At 71.9% G+C, this 16315-nt stretch carries 17 protein-coding genes; 9 read left to right on the top strand and 8 right to left on the bottom strand.

Annotated features, from left to right (window positions below; all coding sequences use genetic code 11):
* Window positions 1–11: 11 nt before the first annotated feature.
* The 4 genes from AB0C16_RS35605 to AB0C16_RS35590 are packed head-to-tail and all read right to left on the bottom strand — an operon-like array spanning window position 12 to window position 3333.
* Window positions 12–1040: a hypothetical protein gene (locus tag AB0C16_RS35605; protein WP_357689754.1), complete on the bottom strand. Its 1029-nt coding sequence runs from the start codon at window positions 1038–1040 to the stop codon at window positions 12–14.
* Entirely contained in the window at window positions 1037–1525 is a 489-nt protein-coding gene (locus tag AB0C16_RS35600) for a SigE family RNA polymerase sigma factor (RefSeq protein ID WP_357689752.1), read from the bottom strand. Before AB0C16_RS35600 ends, AB0C16_RS35605 begins: the two co-directional genes overlap by 4 nt.
* Before the next feature lie 51 nt (window positions 1526–1576).
* Window positions 1577–2545: an adenylate/guanylate cyclase domain-containing protein gene (locus AB0C16_RS35595; protein WP_357689750.1), complete on the bottom strand. Its 969-nt coding sequence runs from the start codon at window positions 2543–2545 to the stop codon at window positions 1577–1579.
* 35 nt (window positions 2546–2580) lie between these two features.
* A complete protein-coding gene (locus AB0C16_RS35590) occupies window positions 2581–3333 on the bottom strand; it encodes a GntR family transcriptional regulator (protein WP_357689748.1) in 753 nt (250 codons plus the stop codon).
* 87 nt (window positions 3334–3420) lie between these two features.
* On the opposite strand from AB0C16_RS35590, the gene AB0C16_RS35585 reads away from it, so the two are divergent.
* From AB0C16_RS35585 to AB0C16_RS35545, 9 genes are all read left to right on the top strand, one after another.
* Complete coding sequence (locus AB0C16_RS35585) at window positions 3421–4914, top strand: ABC transporter substrate-binding protein (RefSeq protein ID WP_357689746.1); 1494 nt, start codon at window positions 3421–3423, stop codon at window positions 4912–4914.
* Window positions 4911–5858, top strand: a complete 948-nt coding sequence (locus tag AB0C16_RS35580; protein ID WP_357689744.1) for an ABC transporter permease — start codon at window positions 4911–4913, stop codon at window positions 5856–5858. Before AB0C16_RS35585 ends, AB0C16_RS35580 begins: the two co-directional genes overlap by 4 nt.
* Window positions 5855–6688, top strand: coding sequence for an ABC transporter permease (locus AB0C16_RS35575; RefSeq protein WP_357689742.1), 834 nt, complete (start codon window positions 5855–5857; stop codon window positions 6686–6688). Before AB0C16_RS35580 ends, AB0C16_RS35575 begins: the two co-directional genes overlap by 4 nt.
* The gene (locus AB0C16_RS35570; RefSeq protein ID WP_357689740.1) at window positions 6675–7589 is read left to right on the top strand and encodes an ABC transporter ATP-binding protein; all 915 of its coding nucleotides are present in this window, start codon (window positions 6675–6677) and stop codon (window positions 7587–7589) included. Before AB0C16_RS35575 ends, AB0C16_RS35570 begins: the two co-directional genes overlap by 14 nt.
* Window positions 7558–8382, top strand: a complete 825-nt coding sequence (locus AB0C16_RS35565) for an ATP-binding cassette domain-containing protein (protein ID WP_357689738.1) — start codon at window positions 7558–7560, stop codon at window positions 8380–8382. The genes AB0C16_RS35570 and AB0C16_RS35565 overlap by 32 nt, the downstream gene beginning before the upstream one ends.
* The gene (locus AB0C16_RS35560; protein WP_357689736.1) at window positions 8379–9560 is read left to right on the top strand and encodes a M20 family metallopeptidase; all 1182 of its coding nucleotides are present in this window, start codon (window positions 8379–8381) and stop codon (window positions 9558–9560) included. The genes AB0C16_RS35565 and AB0C16_RS35560 overlap by 4 nt, the downstream gene beginning before the upstream one ends.
* A 275-nt stretch (window positions 9561–9835) precedes the next feature.
* Window positions 9836–11107: a P1 family peptidase gene (locus AB0C16_RS35555; protein WP_357689734.1), complete on the top strand. Its 1272-nt coding sequence runs from the start codon at window positions 9836–9838 to the stop codon at window positions 11105–11107.
* Between the two features lie 65 nt (window positions 11108–11172).
* Window positions 11173–12657 carry an aldehyde dehydrogenase family protein gene (locus tag AB0C16_RS35550; RefSeq protein WP_357689732.1) on the top strand — a complete coding sequence of 495 codons (1485 nt, stop codon included), beginning with the start codon at window positions 11173–11175 and terminating at the stop codon, window positions 12655–12657.
* A 261-nt stretch (window positions 12658–12918) separates the two neighbouring features.
* Window positions 12919–13926, top strand: coding sequence for an NAD(P)-dependent alcohol dehydrogenase (locus tag AB0C16_RS35545; RefSeq protein ID WP_357689730.1), 1008 nt, complete (start codon window positions 12919–12921; stop codon window positions 13924–13926).
* Between the two features lie 130 nt (window positions 13927–14056).
* Here AB0C16_RS35545 and AB0C16_RS35540 read toward each other — a convergent pair whose 3' ends face one another.
* The 4 genes from AB0C16_RS35540 to AB0C16_RS35525 form a co-directional block, all read right to left on the bottom strand.
* Complete coding sequence (locus AB0C16_RS35540; protein WP_357689728.1) at window positions 14057–14446, bottom strand: VOC family protein; 390 nt, start codon at window positions 14444–14446, stop codon at window positions 14057–14059.
* Window positions 14447–14788: 342 nt separating this feature from the next.
* Entirely contained in the window at window positions 14789–15256 is a 468-nt protein-coding gene (locus AB0C16_RS35535) for a peroxiredoxin family protein (RefSeq protein ID WP_357689726.1), read from the bottom strand.
* 55 nt (window positions 15257–15311) lie between these two features.
* Window positions 15312–15881: an RNA polymerase sigma factor gene (locus AB0C16_RS35530; RefSeq protein WP_357689724.1), complete on the bottom strand. Its 570-nt coding sequence runs from the start codon at window positions 15879–15881 to the stop codon at window positions 15312–15314.
* Window positions 15882–16014: 133 nt separating this feature from the next.
* Window positions 16015–16315, bottom strand: a 301-nt coding sequence (locus AB0C16_RS35525) for an SDR family oxidoreductase (protein ID WP_357689722.1), incomplete at its 5' end; no start/stop codon positions are given.

Genomic DNA, 16315 nt, shown 5'->3' with positions numbered 1-16315 from the left:
CGTGGCGGCCGTTAGCCCCGGAAGAGGCCCACCGACCAGCGGACCGGGCGGTTCGTGGCCTCGCCCCTCATGCGCAACGTCACCGTGATCGTCGCCCGCTTGCCCTTCGGCACCTTGAACTCCGTCACGGCCATGGGGAACGAGCCCTGCTTCCACACCCCGCACGAACCGCTGGACGGGCTGTCCTTCCCGTCCACCCGGTAGCCGATCCACAGCCGCTCGGCCAGGTCGCCGGTGCAGATGTGGTCGATGCCGAGCGGGCGGCCGTCGCCCCGGACCCGGAAGGTCGCGGACCTGTCCCGGGGCCAGGTGCCGGTCGCGGAGTCGGCCAGCGTGTAGCCCGGGAGACGGCGGGGCAGATCCTTGGGCGCCTCCGGCTCGATCGGCTGCTCCGGCGGCGTCCACTCGTACACGGCCAGCGTCCAGGCGGCCCGCTCGGGCTTCACCGGCTCGCAAGGGCCCTTGCCGTCGGCCCGCACGCAGGCCGTGCCGGCGGTCTTCATGTCGAAGGTGATCGTGACCCGGTCCCGGGCGCCTGGCGGCAGGGTCAGCGGCAGGAGGCTCATCTCCTTCGTGCAGGGGCGGAAGAACCCTCCCATGGTGAGCCTTCCGTCGATCTTGACGATCGGGCTGCTGCCCATCCTGCTGCCGGACGTGCAGATCCCGGCCACGTCCAGCGGTTTGCCCGTGACCGGGATCGTGACCTTGGCCGTGTGGCTGCCCGACTGCTCGATGGCGGTCAGGGCGAGGCGCCTGTACTCGGTGCCGTCCGGGGAGGTGAACCTCTCGGGCAGCTCGGCAGCCCCGGACGGCCCGGACGGCTGGGTGGCGACCGTGATCTCGGGGGGCGGCTCCGCCGTACCGGACAGCAGGGGGAAGCCCAGTGCGGCGATCGCCAGCACGGCGGTGCCGGCGCCGAGCCGCCTGCGGCGGCGGATTCCGCGGATGCGCGCCTGGAGCTGCTCGTGGCGGGCCGGGTTGGCGGGAGCCGGGCTCTCGCCGTGCGCGCGTAGGACGTCCCGCAGGTCTTGTACGGTCATCGGTGCAGCTCCTCCACGATCAGGTCGTCCACTCGCAGCTTGGCCAGGGCCTTGGCCGTCTGGCTCTTGACGGTGCCGGGCTCGCAGCCCAGCAGCCGGGCCACCTCGGCCACCGGCAGGTCCTCGTAGAAGCGCAGCACCACCACGGCGCGCTGCCGGGCCGGGAGCCTGCCGACGGCCTCCCAGAGCGTGTCGCGCTCGCCCGGCCCGCCCGTCGTGTCGTGGGCGGGCGTGTCGGGCAGTTCGCCGGCGGGCAGCTCCGCCCGCCATTTCCGGCGCCACCACGACGTGTAGGTGGTCACCAGCACCCGGCGCACGTACGACTCGGGCTCCTCCACGCGGGGCCAGGCGAACCAGGCCTTGGTCAGCGACTCCTGCAGCAGGTCCTCGGCCAGCGCCCAGTCCCGGGTCAGCAGGTAGGCGGTGCGTAACAGCCGATCGGACCGTGTCACCACGAAGTCCTGATACAACGCCCGATCCGCCACTGAACTGCCTCCCGTCAGGTTCCTGACGGTAGTGACGCGCCGGGGAGCGCCTCAGGTTGCCCGGCTGGCGCGGATCACCGTGAACGGGGCCAGCTCGCCCAGGCCGCGCACCGAGAGCCGGTCGACCGGGCGCAGCTGGAAGGCCCGATCGCCCTCCAGCTCCTCGGCCATCTCCGGATCGGCCAGGATCGTGCCGGGCAGCGCCAGCGCGGTCAGCCGGCTCGCGAGGTTGACCGTGGTGCCGAACACGTCGCCCATCCGCCAGATCACCGGCCCGGTGGCCAGCCCGACGCGCAGCTCGGGCATCCCCTTGACCTTGGCGTGGGTCTCGACGAGCCGCAGCGCGATCTCGGCCGCCTCGTGCGCCTTGGCGGCGATGAACAGCACCGAGTCGCCGAGCGTCTTGACCACGCGCCCGCCGGACGACGTGATGACGTCGGAGGAGCGTCCCTCGAAGCTGTCGACCAGCCCGGCCAGCTCCCTCTCGGTGATCTGCCTGCTCAGCCTGGTGAACCCGACGAGGTCGGCGAAGCCCACCGACAGCCGTCCCGCGCTCTGCTCCTGCACGGCCATGCGGCCGGCGGCGGCGGCGAGCTGGCGCTGCCAGGAGTAGACGAGCAGCTTCGCCAGGTCGGGCACCACCCGCTCGGCCCGTCTGCGCCAGGCCCTGGGCCGTTCGGCCAGCGGCACGCCCTCCTGGTCGAGGGCCTCGGCGCCCAGCTGCGCCTGCGACTCGGCCAGCCGGGTGGAGGCCCTGCCGAGCGATCGGGCGATGAGCAGGACGTGTTCCTCGTCGTAGATGCCGTCGCTCACCATGCCGAGCAGTGTCCTGAGCGCTTCCACGTCGGAGTCGGTGAACTCGACGGCGTCGTCGGCGACGTTCGGGAAGCCCAGCGCGCGCCAGAACCGGCGCGCACGGTAGACCGGCACCCTGGCCATCTCCGCGACCTGGTGGCTGGTGTAGCGACGGGGCTCACGCAGGAACGCCTCCGCAAGCCCGTCCTGATCCTCGCGGGCCACGGCTGCAACATACACCGCCAAAGCGGGTGTTATGGCTACTCAAGCAGCGCCCGGAGCGCCGGACGCTCCCCGGCCGGGACGTGGCCCGCGTAGTGGTCGTAGACGCTCTGCCGGGAAAGCCGGGCGGCCAGCGGGCCGTCGCCGGCGCGGACGGCCGCCAGCACCTCCTCGTGACGGCGGATGCTCCGCCGCGTCAGCGCCGCGCGGCCGGGCGCGGCGGCGATCTCGTCGGCGGCCAGGTCGCACACGATCGAGCGGACCACCTCGGCGCAGATCTGGACGAGCTTGTTGCGGCCGGCCCGCGCCACCGCGTCGTGGAAGGCCACCTCGGCCGCGCTGAACTCGTCGTGGCCCGCCTCGGCGGCGGCCCGCATCGCGGCGACGGCCGCCTCCATCTCCGCCAGGTGCTCGTCGGTGCGCAGCCGGGCGGCGAGCAGGCCGGCCGAGGCGTCGAGCACCATGCGGAACTGCACCAGCTCCCCGAGCGACAGCCCGTCCACCCGGGCCAGCATGGTCATCGACTTGCGCAGCTCGGCGGGGGTGAACGGCTGCACCTCGGCGCCATGGGGGTCGCCCGGCCGCGACCGGACCAGGCCGCGCGCCTGCAGCACCCGCAGCGCCTCACGCACCGTGGAGCGGCTCACCGAGAACTGGCCCATCAGGTCGCGCTCGCTCGGCAGGCGCTGGCCGGGACAGAGCGCGCCGCTCTCGATCGCCTCTTCGATCTGCTCGACGATGCGCTCGTAGGCGCGTACGGTCCGCACCGGCTCGAACCGTGGACCACTCATGTTTGCCCCCCTTGACCCGAGCCGCCGCAGACTGGCAATGTGCAGCCTACTGGTCGGACCAGTGCACTATCCAGGAGGCTGTTGGACATGAGGCGCATCGGCATCTGGATCGCCGCGGGCGGTCTCCTGCTGGGCACGGCCGCCTGCGGCGGCGGGAGCACCGGCGAAGCCCCGAAACAGGCGGCCGGGAGCGAGACGTTGTCCGTCGGGTTCGTGGCCGAGCCGGCCAATCTCGACTTCACCTCGACCGAGGGCGCCGCGATCCCGCAGGCGCTGCTGGTCAACGTCTACGAGGGGCTCGTCAAGCTCGGCCAGGACGGCTCGATCCAGCCGCTGCTCGCCGAGAAGTGGGAGGTCTCGCCCGACCGCAAGACCTACACCTTCTCGCTGCGCAAGGGTGTCACGTTCACCAACGGCGCCCCGTTCACCGCCGACGACGTGATCTTCTCGTTCGACCGGGTCAAGACCGACTGGAAACTCAAGATCAAGTCGCAGCTCGACACGGTGGACAGGGTCGACAAGGACGACGCGTCGACGGTCGTCGTGACGCTCAAGCAGCCGAGCAACGGCTTCCTCTACACGATGACGACCCGGCTGGGCGCGATGTTCAGCCGCACCGGCGTCGGCGACCTGGCCAACAAGCCCGTCGGCACCGGCCCCTACCAGCTGGCCTCCTGGAAGCGCGGCGACTCCATCCAGCTGAGCGGCAACGACGCCTACTGGGGCGCCAAGCCCAAGATCCCGGCTGTCACGTTGAAATACTTCAAGGACGCCACGGCGATGAACAACGCCCTGCTGACCGGCGGCATCGACGTCATCTCCAGCGTCCAGGCGCCCGAGTCGCTGCGGCAGTTCGCCGACCCCAACCGCTTCGAGACGGTCGAGGGCACCACCAACGGCGAGGTCGTGCTGTCGATGAACAACGGCCGCGCGCCGTTCAACGACAAGAAGGTGCGCCAGGCCGTGCGCCACGCGATCGACCACCAGGCGCTGCTCGACACCGCCTGGGCCGGCCGCGGCGGGCTGATCGGCTCCATGGTGCCGCCCACGGACCCCTGGTACGAGGACCGCACCGGCGACTACCCCTACGACGTCGCCAAGGCCAGGGAACTGCTCGGCGGCAAGACCTACAACGTCAAGATGCGCATCCCCAACCTGCCCTACGCGGTGGCCGGCGCCCAGGTGGTCAAGTCGCAGCTGGCCCAGGTGGGCATCACGGCCGACATCGAGCCCCTGGAGTTCCCGGCCCGCTGGCTGGACGTGGTCTTCAGCAAGGCCGACTACGACCTGTCCATCATCAACCATGTCGAACCCCACGACATGAGCATCTTCGCCGACAAGTCCTACTACTTCAGGTACGACAATCCCGAGTTCGGCAAGCTGCTCACCTCCGCCGACCAGGGCGGCGAGCAGCAGCAGATCGACGACCTGAAGAAAGCGGCCAAGCTGCTCTCCGACGACGCCGCGGCCGACTGGCTGTTCCTCTTCCCCAACCTGATCGTGGCCAAGAAGGGCGTCACCGGGTTGCCCAAGAACGGCATCGCGGAGGCCTTCGACTTCACCGCGCTCGCCAAGCAGTGATCCTCTACCTCGTCAAACGGCTGGCGGTGCTCGTCGTGAGCACCGCCGTCGCCGGTGTGGCGGTCTTCGCGTTCATGGCCCTGCTGCCCGGCGACCCCGCCGAGATCGCGCTGGGCGTCAACGCGACGCCCGAGGCGGTGGCGGAGCTGCGCCGGCAGTTCGGCACCGACCGGCCGCCCGCGACCCAGTTCCTCGACTGGTTCGGCGGCCTCGCCCAGGGCGACTTCGGCACCTCCTACGTCACCAGCTCGCCCATCGGCCCGCAGGTCGCCGACCGCCTCGGCGTCACGGTAACACTGGTGCTCGGCGGCATGGTCATCGCGCTGCTCATCGCGATCCCGGCCGGCGTCCTCGCCGCCGTCCACCACCGCAACCCCCTCGGCGCGGCGATCAGCGCCGCCGGCCAGCTCGGCATCGCGATCCCCGCCTTCCTCGCGGGCATCCTGCTCGTCTTCGTGTTCGCGGTGCGGGCCCAGGCGCTGCCGTCGGGCGGCTACGTGCCCATCGCCGAGAACCCCGGCGAGTGGCTGCGCGGCCTGCTGCTGCCGTGGCTGTCGCTCGGCCTCGTCCAGGGCGCCGTCCTGACCAGGTACGTCCGCTCCGCCGTCCTCGACGTGATGCGCGAGGACTACCTGCGCACCGCCCGCGCCAAGGGCAGGGGCCGGATGGGCGCCCTGGTGCGGCACGGGCTGCGCAACGCGGCCATCCCGGTGGTCACCGTGCTCGGCCTGCAACTGGCCACCCTGCTCATCGGCGCGGTCGTGGTCGAGCGGGTCTTCGTCATCCCCGGCCTCGGCGACCTGCTGCTCAACGGCGTCGCCGCGCGCGACCTGCTGCTCGTCCAAGGGGTGGTGATGGTGCTGGTCGTCGCCGTGCTGCTGATCAACTTCGTGGTGGACGTGGCCTACGCCACGCTCGACCCCCGGCTCAGGGGGGCGCGATGAGAGGCCGGGTCAACGCCGGCCTGGCCGCCGGAGCCGTCCTCGTCGGGCTCGTCGTGCTGGCGGCGCTGCTGTCGTTCGTGTGGACACCGCATGACCCCACCCTCGTCGACGCGGCCGGCAAGCTGCGCGACCCCGGCGACGGCTACCTCCTGGGCGCCGACAAGTTCGGCCGCGACACCCTCAGCCAGCTCATGGTCGGCGCGCGCACCACGCTCTACGTCGGCATCGTCGCCGTCGGCATCGCCGCCCTCCTCGGGACCCCACTCGGCGTGATCGCCGGGATGACGCCGCACGGCTGGCTGTCGGAGCTGGTCATGCGGGTCAACGACCTCGTGTTCGCCTTCCCCGCGCTGCTGCTCGCCGTCATGCTCGGCGCCGTCTACGGGGCCGGCACGCTCACCGCGATGATCGCCATCGGCGTGGCCACCGTGCCCGCCTTCGCCCGCGTGGCCAGGGCGGCCACCCTGCAGGTCATGGTGACCGACTACATCCTCGCCGCCCGCGCCGCCGGCCGGCGCGGCACCGCCATCGCCTTCCGGCACGTGCTGCCGAACATCGGCTCCATGCTGATCGTGCAGGCGTCGGTGTCCTTCGCGATCGCCATCCTGGCCGAGGCGGCGCTGTCGTTCCTCGGCTTCGGCACCCGGCCGCCGACCCCGTCCTGGGGCCGCATGCTGCAGGAGTCGCAGGAGCTGCTGTTCTCCACGCCGCGCCTGGCGCTCTGGCCCGGCCTGGCGATCGCGCTGGCCGTCCTCGGCTTCAACCTGCTGGGCGACGGCCTGCGCGACCACCTCGACCCCAAGCTCAGGAGGATCCGTGCTGAGCGTTGAGGGGCTCACCGTCAGCGCCGAGTCGGTACGGCTGGTGCGCGAGGTGTCGTTCGGCATCGCGCCGGGCGAACGCGTCGGCCTGATCGGCGAGTCCGGCTCCGGCAAGTCGCTGACCGCCCTGGCGCTGATGGGCCTGCTCCCGGAGGGCGTCACCGCCACCGGCACGGCCCGGCTGCGCGAGCGCGACCTCGTCGGCGTGCCCGAACGCGAGCTCAAGCGGCTGCGCGGCCGCGACGTCTCGATGGTGTTCCAGGAGCCGATGACCGCCCTCAACCCCCTCATGCGGGTCGGCGCGCAGGTCGCCGAGGTCATGACCCTGCACGGCGCGCCCGCCGCGCGGGCCCGCGAGCGCGCCGTCCAGCTCCTCGACCGGGTACGCCTGCCGCGGCCCGAGCAGATCGCCCGCGCCTACCCCCACCAGCTCTCCGGCGGCCAGCGCCAGCGCGTCATGCTCGCCATCGCCCTGGCCAACGAGCCCGGCCTGCTCATCTGCGACGAACCCACCACGGCGCTCGACGTGACCGTGCAGCGGCAGATGCTGGAACTGATCGCCGAGGTCGCGCCCGCGCTGCTGTTCATCACCCACGACCTGGCCGTGGTCGCCTCGATCTGCGAGCGGGTCCTGGTCATGTACGGCGGCCGGATCGTCGAGGCCGGGCCCATCCGCGAGGTGTTCGCCCGGCCCCGCCACCGCTACACCGAGGGCCTGCTGGCCGCCTCCAGGCTGACACCGCGCGGCACCCGGCTGCCCACGATCAAGGGCAGCGTCCCGCCCGCCGGCCACTTCCCCGACGGCTGCGTCTTCCGCAACCGCTGCCCGCACGCCGACCCCGCCTGCGAGACCGAACCTCCGCTGACAGGAGACGGCCATGCCTTCGCATGCCGGCACCCCGGTGCCTGACCCCGGGACCGGGCCGCTGATCGAGGCCCGCGACGTCACCCGCGTCTACCGCCGTCCCCGCACCTCGCTCACCAGGCCCGGCGAGGCCGTGCACGCGCTCAAGGGCGTGTCGCTCGCCGTCCGCCGGGGCGAACGCTTCGGCATCGTCGGCGAGTCCGGCTCCGGCAAGTCGACGCTGCTGCGGCTGCTGTGCGCGCTCGACCGGCCCACCAGCGGCGTCATCCGGTTCGACGGCCAGGACCTCGCCGCCAGGTCCGAGCGGCGGCTCCGCTTCCTGCGCCACAGCCTGCAGATCGTCTTCCAGGACCCGATGAGCTCGCTCGACCCCCGCATGCGGGTCCGCGACCTCGTCGCCGAGCCGCTCGTCGCGCTCGGCGAGCCCGTCGGCGGCCGGGTCGCCGAACTACTCGACGAGGTCGGCCTGCCCGCCTCGGCCGCCGACCGCTACCCGCACCAGTTCTCCGGCGGCCAGCGCCAGCGCATCGCGATCGCCCGCGCGCTCGCGCCCCGGCCCAAGGTGCTGGTCGCCGACGAGCCGGTCAGCGCCCTCGACGTGTCCGTGCGCGGCCAGATCCTCAACCTGCTGGCCGACCTGGTCGACGAGCTCGGCCTCACCCTGGTCTTCGTCTCGCACGACCTGTCCGTGGTCCGGCACGTCTGCGAGACCGTCGCGGTGATGAACGACGGCGAGATCGTCGAGACCGGGCCGGTCGACGACGTCTGGGCCGATCCGCGTCATCCTTACACGCGGACGCTGCTGCGGGCCGTACCGACCTTGGAGGGATTGCTGTGATCGACGTCGACGCCCAGGGAGTGGTCGAGTTCACCCAGGCGCTGGTCCGCATCCCCAGCACCAACGACCCGGCCCGTGGCCGGAACGAGCGGCCCGCCGCCGACCTGGTCGCCGCGAAGATGCGCGAATGGGGCTGGGAGCCGCGGATCTCCGAGGCCGCGCCCGGCCGCCCCAACGTGGTGGCCGTGGTCGAGGGCGGCGGGGGCGACGGGCCGACGCTGATGTTCGAGGGACACACCGACGTGGTGACCGAAGGCGACCTGTCGACCTGGACCGTCGACCCGTTCGGCGGGGAGATCCGCGACGGGAGGCTGTGGGGGCGGGGCAGCGCCGACATGAAGTCCGGCCTGGCCGCGGCCCTCTACGCCACCCGCGCGCTGCAGCTCGCCGGCCCGTTCCCGGGGCGGATCAAGGTGTGCGCGCTGGCCGACGAGGAGGGCCTGATGCTCGGCGCCCACCACTTCGTCGCCGAAGGGCTGGCCGCCGACGTCGACGGCGCCATCGTGGCCGAGCCGGAGGCGGGGGAGATCTGCGCGGTCGCCAAGGGCGCGCTGCGGCTGCGCGTCGACCTCACCGGCAAGATGGCCCACGGCGCGATGCCACAGCACGGCCGCAACCCCATCCGGGCCGCCGGCTCCCTGCTGGTCGCGCTGCGCGACCTGGAACGTGACCTGCAGCTGCGCCACCCCGCCCACGAGCACCTCGGCGAGGTGTATGTGACGCCGACCGTCGTCCGGGCCGGCACCGAGGAGCAGGTCAACGTCATCCCCGCCGTCGCGTCGGTCTTCGTCGACGTGCGGACGATCCCCGGGACGGACCACAAGGAGATCGCCGACCGGGTCGCCGCCCTGGCCGCCGCCGACGGGATCGCCGTCCAGGTGACGAGCCTCGTCGACCGGCCGCCGGTCGAGGTGCCGCTGGACGACCCCGTGGTCGTCGCCCTGGCCGGCGCGCACCACGCGGTCACCGGCGCCGAGCCGGTCTACGGCGGCGTGCCCGGCTCGACCGACGGCACCGTCCTCACACACTGGGGCGGCGTCCCGTCCGTGGTCTACGGGCCGGGCGGCAAGTGGATCGCCCACCAGGCCGACGAGTACGTCGAGGTCGCCGAGATCGTCCAATGCACCCGCGTCTTCGCCGAAGCCGCCCGCCGCTTCCTGACCGGGCCCCAGGCATGACCCCCGGCCCGCTCGGCGAGGACCGCCGGCCCCTTGCCGATCGGGACGCGGGTGTGACCTCTGGCCCGGTCGGTGGGGATCGTCTGCCGCTTGCCGATCGGGGCGTGGGTGTGACCTCTGGCCCGGTTGGTGGGGATCGTCTGCCGCTTGCCGATCGGGGCGTGGGTGTGACCTCTGGCCCGGTTGGTGGGGATCGTCTGCCGCTTGCCGATCGGGGCGTGGGTGTGACCTCTGGCCCGGTCGGTGGGGATCGTCTGCCGCTTGCCGGTCAGGGGGTGGGTCTGTCTGGGCCGACCAACTCGCTGGTCGACGTGGCCGGGCTCCGGGTCGGGCACGCCCAGCGGCTGGGCGACGGCCACCGCACCGGGACGACCGTCGTGCTCGCGCCCGAGGGCGGCATGGTGGCCGGGGTGGACGTGCGCGGGGCCGCCCCTGGCACCCGCGAGACCGAGCTGCTCGACCCGCGCAACCTGGTCGAACGGGTGCACGCCATCGTGCTGACCGGCGGCAGCGCCTACGGGCTGAGCGCCGCCTGCGGCGTGATGGAGCGGCTCGCCGACGCGGGCATCGGCTATCCCGTCGAGGGCGGCGTGGTGCCCATCGTGCCCGCCGCCGTCATCTACGATCTCGGACGCGGCGGCCGGTTCCGCGCCACCCCCGACGGCGCCCTCGGCGCGGCGGCCTACGACGCCGCCACGGGAGCGCCATGCGATACCAGGACGGGTGCCGCGCACGATGCCGCCACGGGCGCGCCGTACGACATCGGGCCGCGTGCCGCGTACGACGCCGCCACGGGCGCGCCGAAGGACATCGGGACGGGTGCCGCGCAAGACACTGCCATGGGCGCGCCGAAGGACTTCGGGACGGGTGCCGCATACGACGCCGCTGGCGGCGGGATCGGCGGGGTCGGCGGGGCCGTGAACGGGTCGGTGGGGGCCGGCACCGGGGCGGTGGCCGGCGGGCTGGCCGGCGGCATCGGCACGGCCAGCGTCGTGCTGCCCTCGGGCGTCACCGTGGCCGCGCTGGCCGTGGTCAACGCCGCCGGGTCCGTGCTCGATCCCGGCGGCGGCGGGATCTCCGGCGCCAGGTACGGCCTGCCTGGAGAGTTCGGCCACCTGCGCGAGCCGCTGCGGCAGGAGGTCGACGCCTGGAACCCGGCCGGGGTGACCTCGTTCAACACCACCATCGGCGTCGTCGCCACCGACCTGACGCTCACCAAGGCCCAGTGCGGCAAGCTGGCCGGGGTCGCCCACGACGGCCTGGCCAGGGCGATCAGGCCCGCGCACACCATGGTCGACGGCGACACGATCTTCGCCGTCGCCACCTGCGCCCTGCCCATGCCGCAGGGCGAGCAGAGGGTTTACGGCTCCCGTACCGTCACCGACAGCGGTGCCGGGCCCGGGGCGGCGCACCTGCACGACCTGCTCGCGGCAGGGGCCGACGTGTTCAGCCGGGCCGTCGCGCACGCCGTGCTGGCCGCCACCGGGCGCGAGGGGGCGCCCGCATATCTCGACGTGTTTCCAAGCGCCCTGGGGGAGATCTCTTGACACGGCCGACAGGAGAGGGAGCGCCCGGACGAGACGCGCCGGGCCGGGACGTGCCCCAGGAGAACATGCCGGGACGAGACGCGCCGGGCTGGGACGTGTGGGGGATGGACGTGTGGGGAGGCGACCGGCGGGGGCGGGAGTGGCCGGACGGGCTGCCCGTCGGCGACGGGTGGGTGGACGTCGCCGGCACGGCCGACGTGATCTTCCCTTACGACGGCTCCGTGGTGGCGGCCGCGCCGGTCGGCACCGCCGCGCTGGCCACACGGGCCCTCGACGAGGCGCTCGCCGTCGCCCCGGCCATGGCCGCGCTGCCCTCGCACGCCCGCCGCGCCGCGCTCATGGGCGCGCACGACGCGCTGGCCGGGCGGCGGGAGGAGTTCGAGCGGCTGCTCGTCCTGGAGACCGGCAAGCCGCTGGTCGACTGCCGGGTCGAGGTGGCCAGGACACTGGTCACGCTGGCCACCGCCGCCGAGGAGGTGGCCCGGCTGCACGGCGAGACCGTGCCGCTCGACCTGCTGCCCGCGGGGGAGGGGCTGGTCGGCTTCTGGACGCGGCGTCCCATCGGCGTCGTCGTCGGGATCACCGGTTACAACTACCCGCTGCTGCTGGCCGCGCACAAGATCGCGCCCGCCGTGGCCGCCGGCTGCCCGGTGATCGTCAAACCCGCCCCCACCACGCCGCTCGCCACGCTCTGGCTGGTCCACCTGCTGCGCTCGGCGGGCGCGCTGCCCCCGGCCGCCGTGCAGCTCGTCACCGGCGACGTCGAGGTGGGCCGGACCCTGGTCGAGGACCGGCGGATCGGAGCCGTGTCGTTCACCGGCTCGGCCGCCGCCGGGCACGCCATCGCCCGCAACGCCGCGCCCACCAAGGTGCTGCTGGAGCTGGGCTCCAACGCCGCGCTCGTGGTGGCCGCCGACGCCGACCTGGCGGCGGCCGCCGACGCGGTCGTGCGGGGCGGCTACTACGCCTCCGGCCAGGCCTGCATCTCGGTGCAGCGGGTGCTGGTCGAGGAGCCGGCGCGCGAGGAGTTCCTGGCGCTGCTCGCCGAGCGGATCAAGGACGTCGTCGTGGGCGACCCGCGCTCGCCCGAGACCCGGGTGGCGCCGCTGATCGACCCCGCCTCCACCGAACGGGTGCTCGGCTGGGTGCGCGACTCCGGCGGCACCCTCGTCGCGGGCGGCACGGCGGACGGGCGGGCCCTCGCGCCGACGGTGCTCGCCGACGTGCCCGACGGGGCCGCCGCCTGGGACGAGGAGATCTTCGGGCCGGTCGTGTGCGTGCGCTCGGTGCCCGGCCTCGACGCCGCCTTCGCCACGGTCAACGCCTCACGGTACGGCCTGCACGCCTCGGTGTTCACCCGGTCGCTGGCCACCGCCTTCGCCGCGATCGACCGGATCGAGGCCGGGGGCGTGGTGGTCAACGACGTGCCGGGGTTCCGGGCGGACAACATGCCCTACGGCGGGGTCAAGGACTCCGGCATCGGCCGGGAGGGGCCGCGGTTCGCGATCGAGGAGTTCACCGTCACCAGGATGGCCGTCATCCGTCCCTGACCAGAGGGCAGAGCCGGGCCGCCTGCGGTTCGGCGCACGCGTCGGCAGTCGCTGATCGCCCTGCCGATCTGTGGCCGTCGCGGCGTCTTGCGATGCTACCCGGCCATCCGCCGCCGGAGAGGGAAGGGCTCAGCGTTTCAGCGTGCGCCCCGGTGCCGCGTACCCCGATCGACCCAGGAAATCGGCTCCGCGGGACGATGAGGCCGAGACATAGGATGTCCTGACTTGCCCCCATGCTCCGCGACGGCGAAGAAGGACATCATGAAAGCGATCGTCCAGGACGCGTACGGCTCACCTGATGGCTTAGCACTCCGGGAGGTCGACAAACCGGTAATCAAGGACGATGAGGTGCTGGTACGCGTGCACGCGGCCTCCGTTCACCCGGATGTCTGGCACGTCGTGCACGGCCGGCCGTACGTCCTGCGCCTCATGGGGGCGGGGTTGCTCAGACCGAAGAACCGTGTTCCGGGAACTGATGTGGCCGGTCACGTGGAATCGTTGGGCAAGGACGTGACGCGGTTTCGATTGGGCGACGAGGTCTTCGGCGAGACCTTCCGCGGCAGCCAGTGGAGAAACGGCGGCGCCTTCGCCGAGTACGTGTCCGTCCCGCAGGACACCCTGGCATTGAAGCCCGCCAACATCACCTTCGAGCAGGCCGCGGCCGTGCCCACCTCCGGGCTCATCGCCCTGCAGAACCTTCCCGAGGGACGGCTGCGGCCGGGCCACAAGGTGCTGGTCAACGGTGCCGGCGGTGGTGTCGGGTCCTTCGCCGTACAGCTCGCCAAGGCGTACGGAGCGACGGTAACCGGCGTCGACCACAAGACGAAACTGGACATGGTGCGTTCGCTCGGCGCGGACCGCGTCATCGACTACACGCAGGAGGACTTCACCCGGAGCGGCGAGCGCTATGACCTGATCTTCGATGTTCCCGGGAACCACGCGTTCGCCGATTGCCGGCGCGCGCTCAAGCCCGAGGGCACCTACGTGCTCATCGGGCACGACCGGTTCGGGGACGTGGGCAGCCGCTGGCTGGGAAGCCTGCCGCACTTCTTCAGGCTGATGGCGCTGTCCATGTTCCGGAGTCAACTGCCGAAGATGAGCTCATCGATGCCGAGCAAGCGGGACTCGATGGCCGTCTTGAAGGAGCTGCTGGAAACGGGGAAGCTCACGCCGGTCGTCGACCGGACGTTCGCGCTCGGCGAGGTCCCCGAGGCCATCCGCTATCTGACCGAGGGCGAGGCCCGGGGAAAGGTCGTCATCGTCATGTAGCGGGCCGCGCCCCGCCCGGGCCGGCCTCCACTGCCGGCCGGCGACGCCGAGCAACGCGCCGCAGGCCGGGGAGCGCGGCGAGTAAGGCGAGGCGGGAGAGGGGGCGCGGGGTGGTCATGAGGGGGCCTTCTCAGCGCTGTCGCGTGGTGTAGAGGCGGATCTCGATGCCGTCGGGGTCGGTGAGGCCGGAGATCAGCCAGCCGACGCTGCCTTCGGCGATCTTGCCATGCCGCTCGCCCAGCGCGTCAAGATGATCCGCCCAGGCCCGCAGCGCCTCCAGCGTCGGCACCCCGAGCGCGACCGGGTCGAACCCGCTGAGCCCCGCGGCCAGCCGCGGCTCCTCGCGCAACGCCAGCATCACCGTCCCCGCCGGGTCGCGCAGCGCCACCCCGCGCAGCACGCCGGCCTCGACGAACTCGATGGCCACGTCGAGGCGGAGCACCCGCCGATACCACTCCAGGCTCTTGCGCACGTCGGACACGGGCAGCTTGACGTGGTGGAATCCGCCCAGCTCGACCATCGAGCACCTCCATGATCCAGGCGAGCCTCTATATTAGAGTCACACTTTAAAGTGATACTCCAAATCGACGACCGGAGTCAAGGAGCGCTGTCGTTGCGCACCCAAGATGGCAAGTGTGAGTGCACTGGCCGAGGCGGGGCACCAAGTCAGGTGCAGATCGACACCACTCCGCTGGATGTCCTGGTGGTCTTGGATGACGGAGTGATGGGGCGCGTCGAGTTGACGATCGCGGTCGATGTCGCCACCCGCACCATCTGCGCGGCCGCCGCACTCACCACGCCCAGGACGAATACGACCCCACCTGATCAACTCCGCTCGCTAGAAAGGCCGCCCTAATGTAGATCATCCACGTGTGCGGAGGGCCTGGACGGCGGCGGTGATTGCCTTCCTGTGGTAGCCACTGGTGGGCATGGTGGCGCCGTGGGCCTGGCGGATGATGCCCTGGGAATCAAGGAGGATGCTGCCTGACTGCTGCAGCGAGCCGAAGACCTTTCTGCTCAGGCCGATCATCTCGTGCGGGGTGCTGTGGCGGCCGGTGAGGACGGGGAACGGGATCTGACGCTTGGCCTTCCACTCGGCCGCTGCTTGGCGGTCCTCGGGAACGGCGACAAGCACTCGGACGTTGTCGGCAGCGAGCTCGTCGCGGCGCCGGATGAGGTCTTGGACGTGTCGGTTGCAGACCGGGCACGACGTCGACCGCATGAAGTAGATGAGCACAGCATGATTGCCCTGGTAGTCGGACAGGCGGACGGCCTGGCCGTCGGTGTCTTCCAGCACGACGTCGGGCGCGGGCGATCCAGTTTCAAGCATGGCGGAACTCCTCTTCAACTCGGGTTGTGGAAATACGGTCTGCCCAGGTCAGGCGCTAGCGGGTTCCGCGGTCGTGCGGCTCGCCCATGGCGTCGGTCTTTCCGCCCAGGCCGAGCCGTACCGTGCTACGTGCCCGGTGTAGCTGGGACTTCATCGCGGCGTTGCTCAGGCCGAGCCTCTCTGCGACTACCCGCCCTGGGTAGCCCAGGACGTCCCGCATGATCAACACTCTGCGCTGAACGTCCGGCAGCTCGCTGATCGCCTGCGCGACGATCTCGGCTTCCAGACGCCGGATGACCTCCTCCTCGGCCGACGTCACCAGACCGGCGCCAGCCTCGTCATAGCGATCGAACAGCAGCCGAGCCCGGCGCAGGCACTCATTCCGGACAATTCGGAACATCCACGATGCCAGTGCCCCGGTAGCGCGGAGTGAACCGATCTTCCGGTAGAGGATGATCAGCGCTTCCTGCGCGGCGTCCTCAGCATCCTGCGGGGACGCGCAGAGATGCTCCGCGAAGCGCCGCACATGAGAATGGGCACCATGGACCACCGCAGTGATCGACTCTCGATCACCAGCCTGTGCGGCCTCGATGAGCCGCGTGCTCACCCAGCCGCGGTCAGCCACGTCCGCGCCCTTGCCACCGGAACGAGGTCGTGAACAGTGCCTGCCGCACAGCCGGCATCACTACGTCACTCATCCGAATCTCCTTCCCAGCGTGACCGTCATCCCATAAGAGGCCCCCACACCGCGAAAGGATTCACCGTCTCAGGATCAATCTCGCTTGGCGCACCCCGAGCAGTACGCCGACAAGCAGCCTGTCCCCGAAGAGGAGCTGCACCCAACGCCGAAGCGCGACCAGCCTCAGTCCGTCAACCCCCGGGAACTTCCGGGCCGGACCACTTAGTTGGGCGGGGTCGAAGCGGCCGTCGACCGCGGTCCAGCCGCCGTCCACGTAGAGGACCGAGCCGGTGACGAAGCTGGCCGCGTCGCTCGCCAGGTAGACCACGGCCCCGGCCATCTCCTCGGCCCGGGCCCACCGGCCGAGCGCGCTCTTGGCC

Source organism: Nonomuraea sp. NPDC048916 (genome assembly GCF_040649575.1).
Classification (GTDB): Bacteria; Actinomycetota; Actinomycetes; order Streptosporangiales; family Streptosporangiaceae; genus Nonomuraea.
The sequence above is the reverse complement of the archived record's forward strand: the minus strand, read 5'-3'. Positions and strand labels throughout refer to the sequence as shown.

Bases quoted from the DNA above. Each gene is read 5' to 3' on its own strand.
- AB0C16_RS35575 (WP_357689742.1), top strand. From the start codon at position 5,855: ATGAGAGGCCGGGTCAACGCCGGCCTGGCCGCCGGAGCCGTCCTCGTC.
- AB0C16_RS35545 (WP_357689730.1), top strand. From the start codon at position 12,919: ATGAAAGCGATCGTCCAGGACGCGTACGGCTCACCTGATGGCTTAGCA.
- AB0C16_RS35585 (WP_357689746.1), top strand. From the start codon at position 3,421: ATGAGGCGCATCGGCATCTGGATCGCCGCGGGCGGTCTCCTGCTGGGC.
- AB0C16_RS35565 (WP_357689738.1), top strand. From the start codon at position 7,558: ATGCCTTCGCATGCCGGCACCCCGGTGCCTGACCCCGGGACCGGGCCG.
- AB0C16_RS35540 (WP_357689728.1), bottom strand. From the start codon at position 14,446: ATGGTCGAGCTGGGCGGATTCCACCACGTCAAGCTGCCCGTGTCCGAC.
- AB0C16_RS35590 (WP_357689748.1), bottom strand. From the start codon at position 3,333: ATGAGTGGTCCACGGTTCGAGCCGGTGCGGACCGTACGCGCCTACGAG.
- AB0C16_RS35605 (WP_357689754.1), bottom strand. From the start codon at position 1,040: ATGACCGTACAAGACCTGCGGGACGTCCTACGCGCGCACGGCGAGAGC.
- AB0C16_RS35535 (WP_357689726.1), bottom strand. From the start codon at position 15,256: ATGCTTGAAACTGGATCGCCCGCGCCCGACGTCGTGCTGGAAGACACC.
- AB0C16_RS35550 (WP_357689732.1), top strand. From the start codon at position 11,173: ATGCCGGGACGAGACGCGCCGGGCTGGGACGTGTGGGGGATGGACGTG.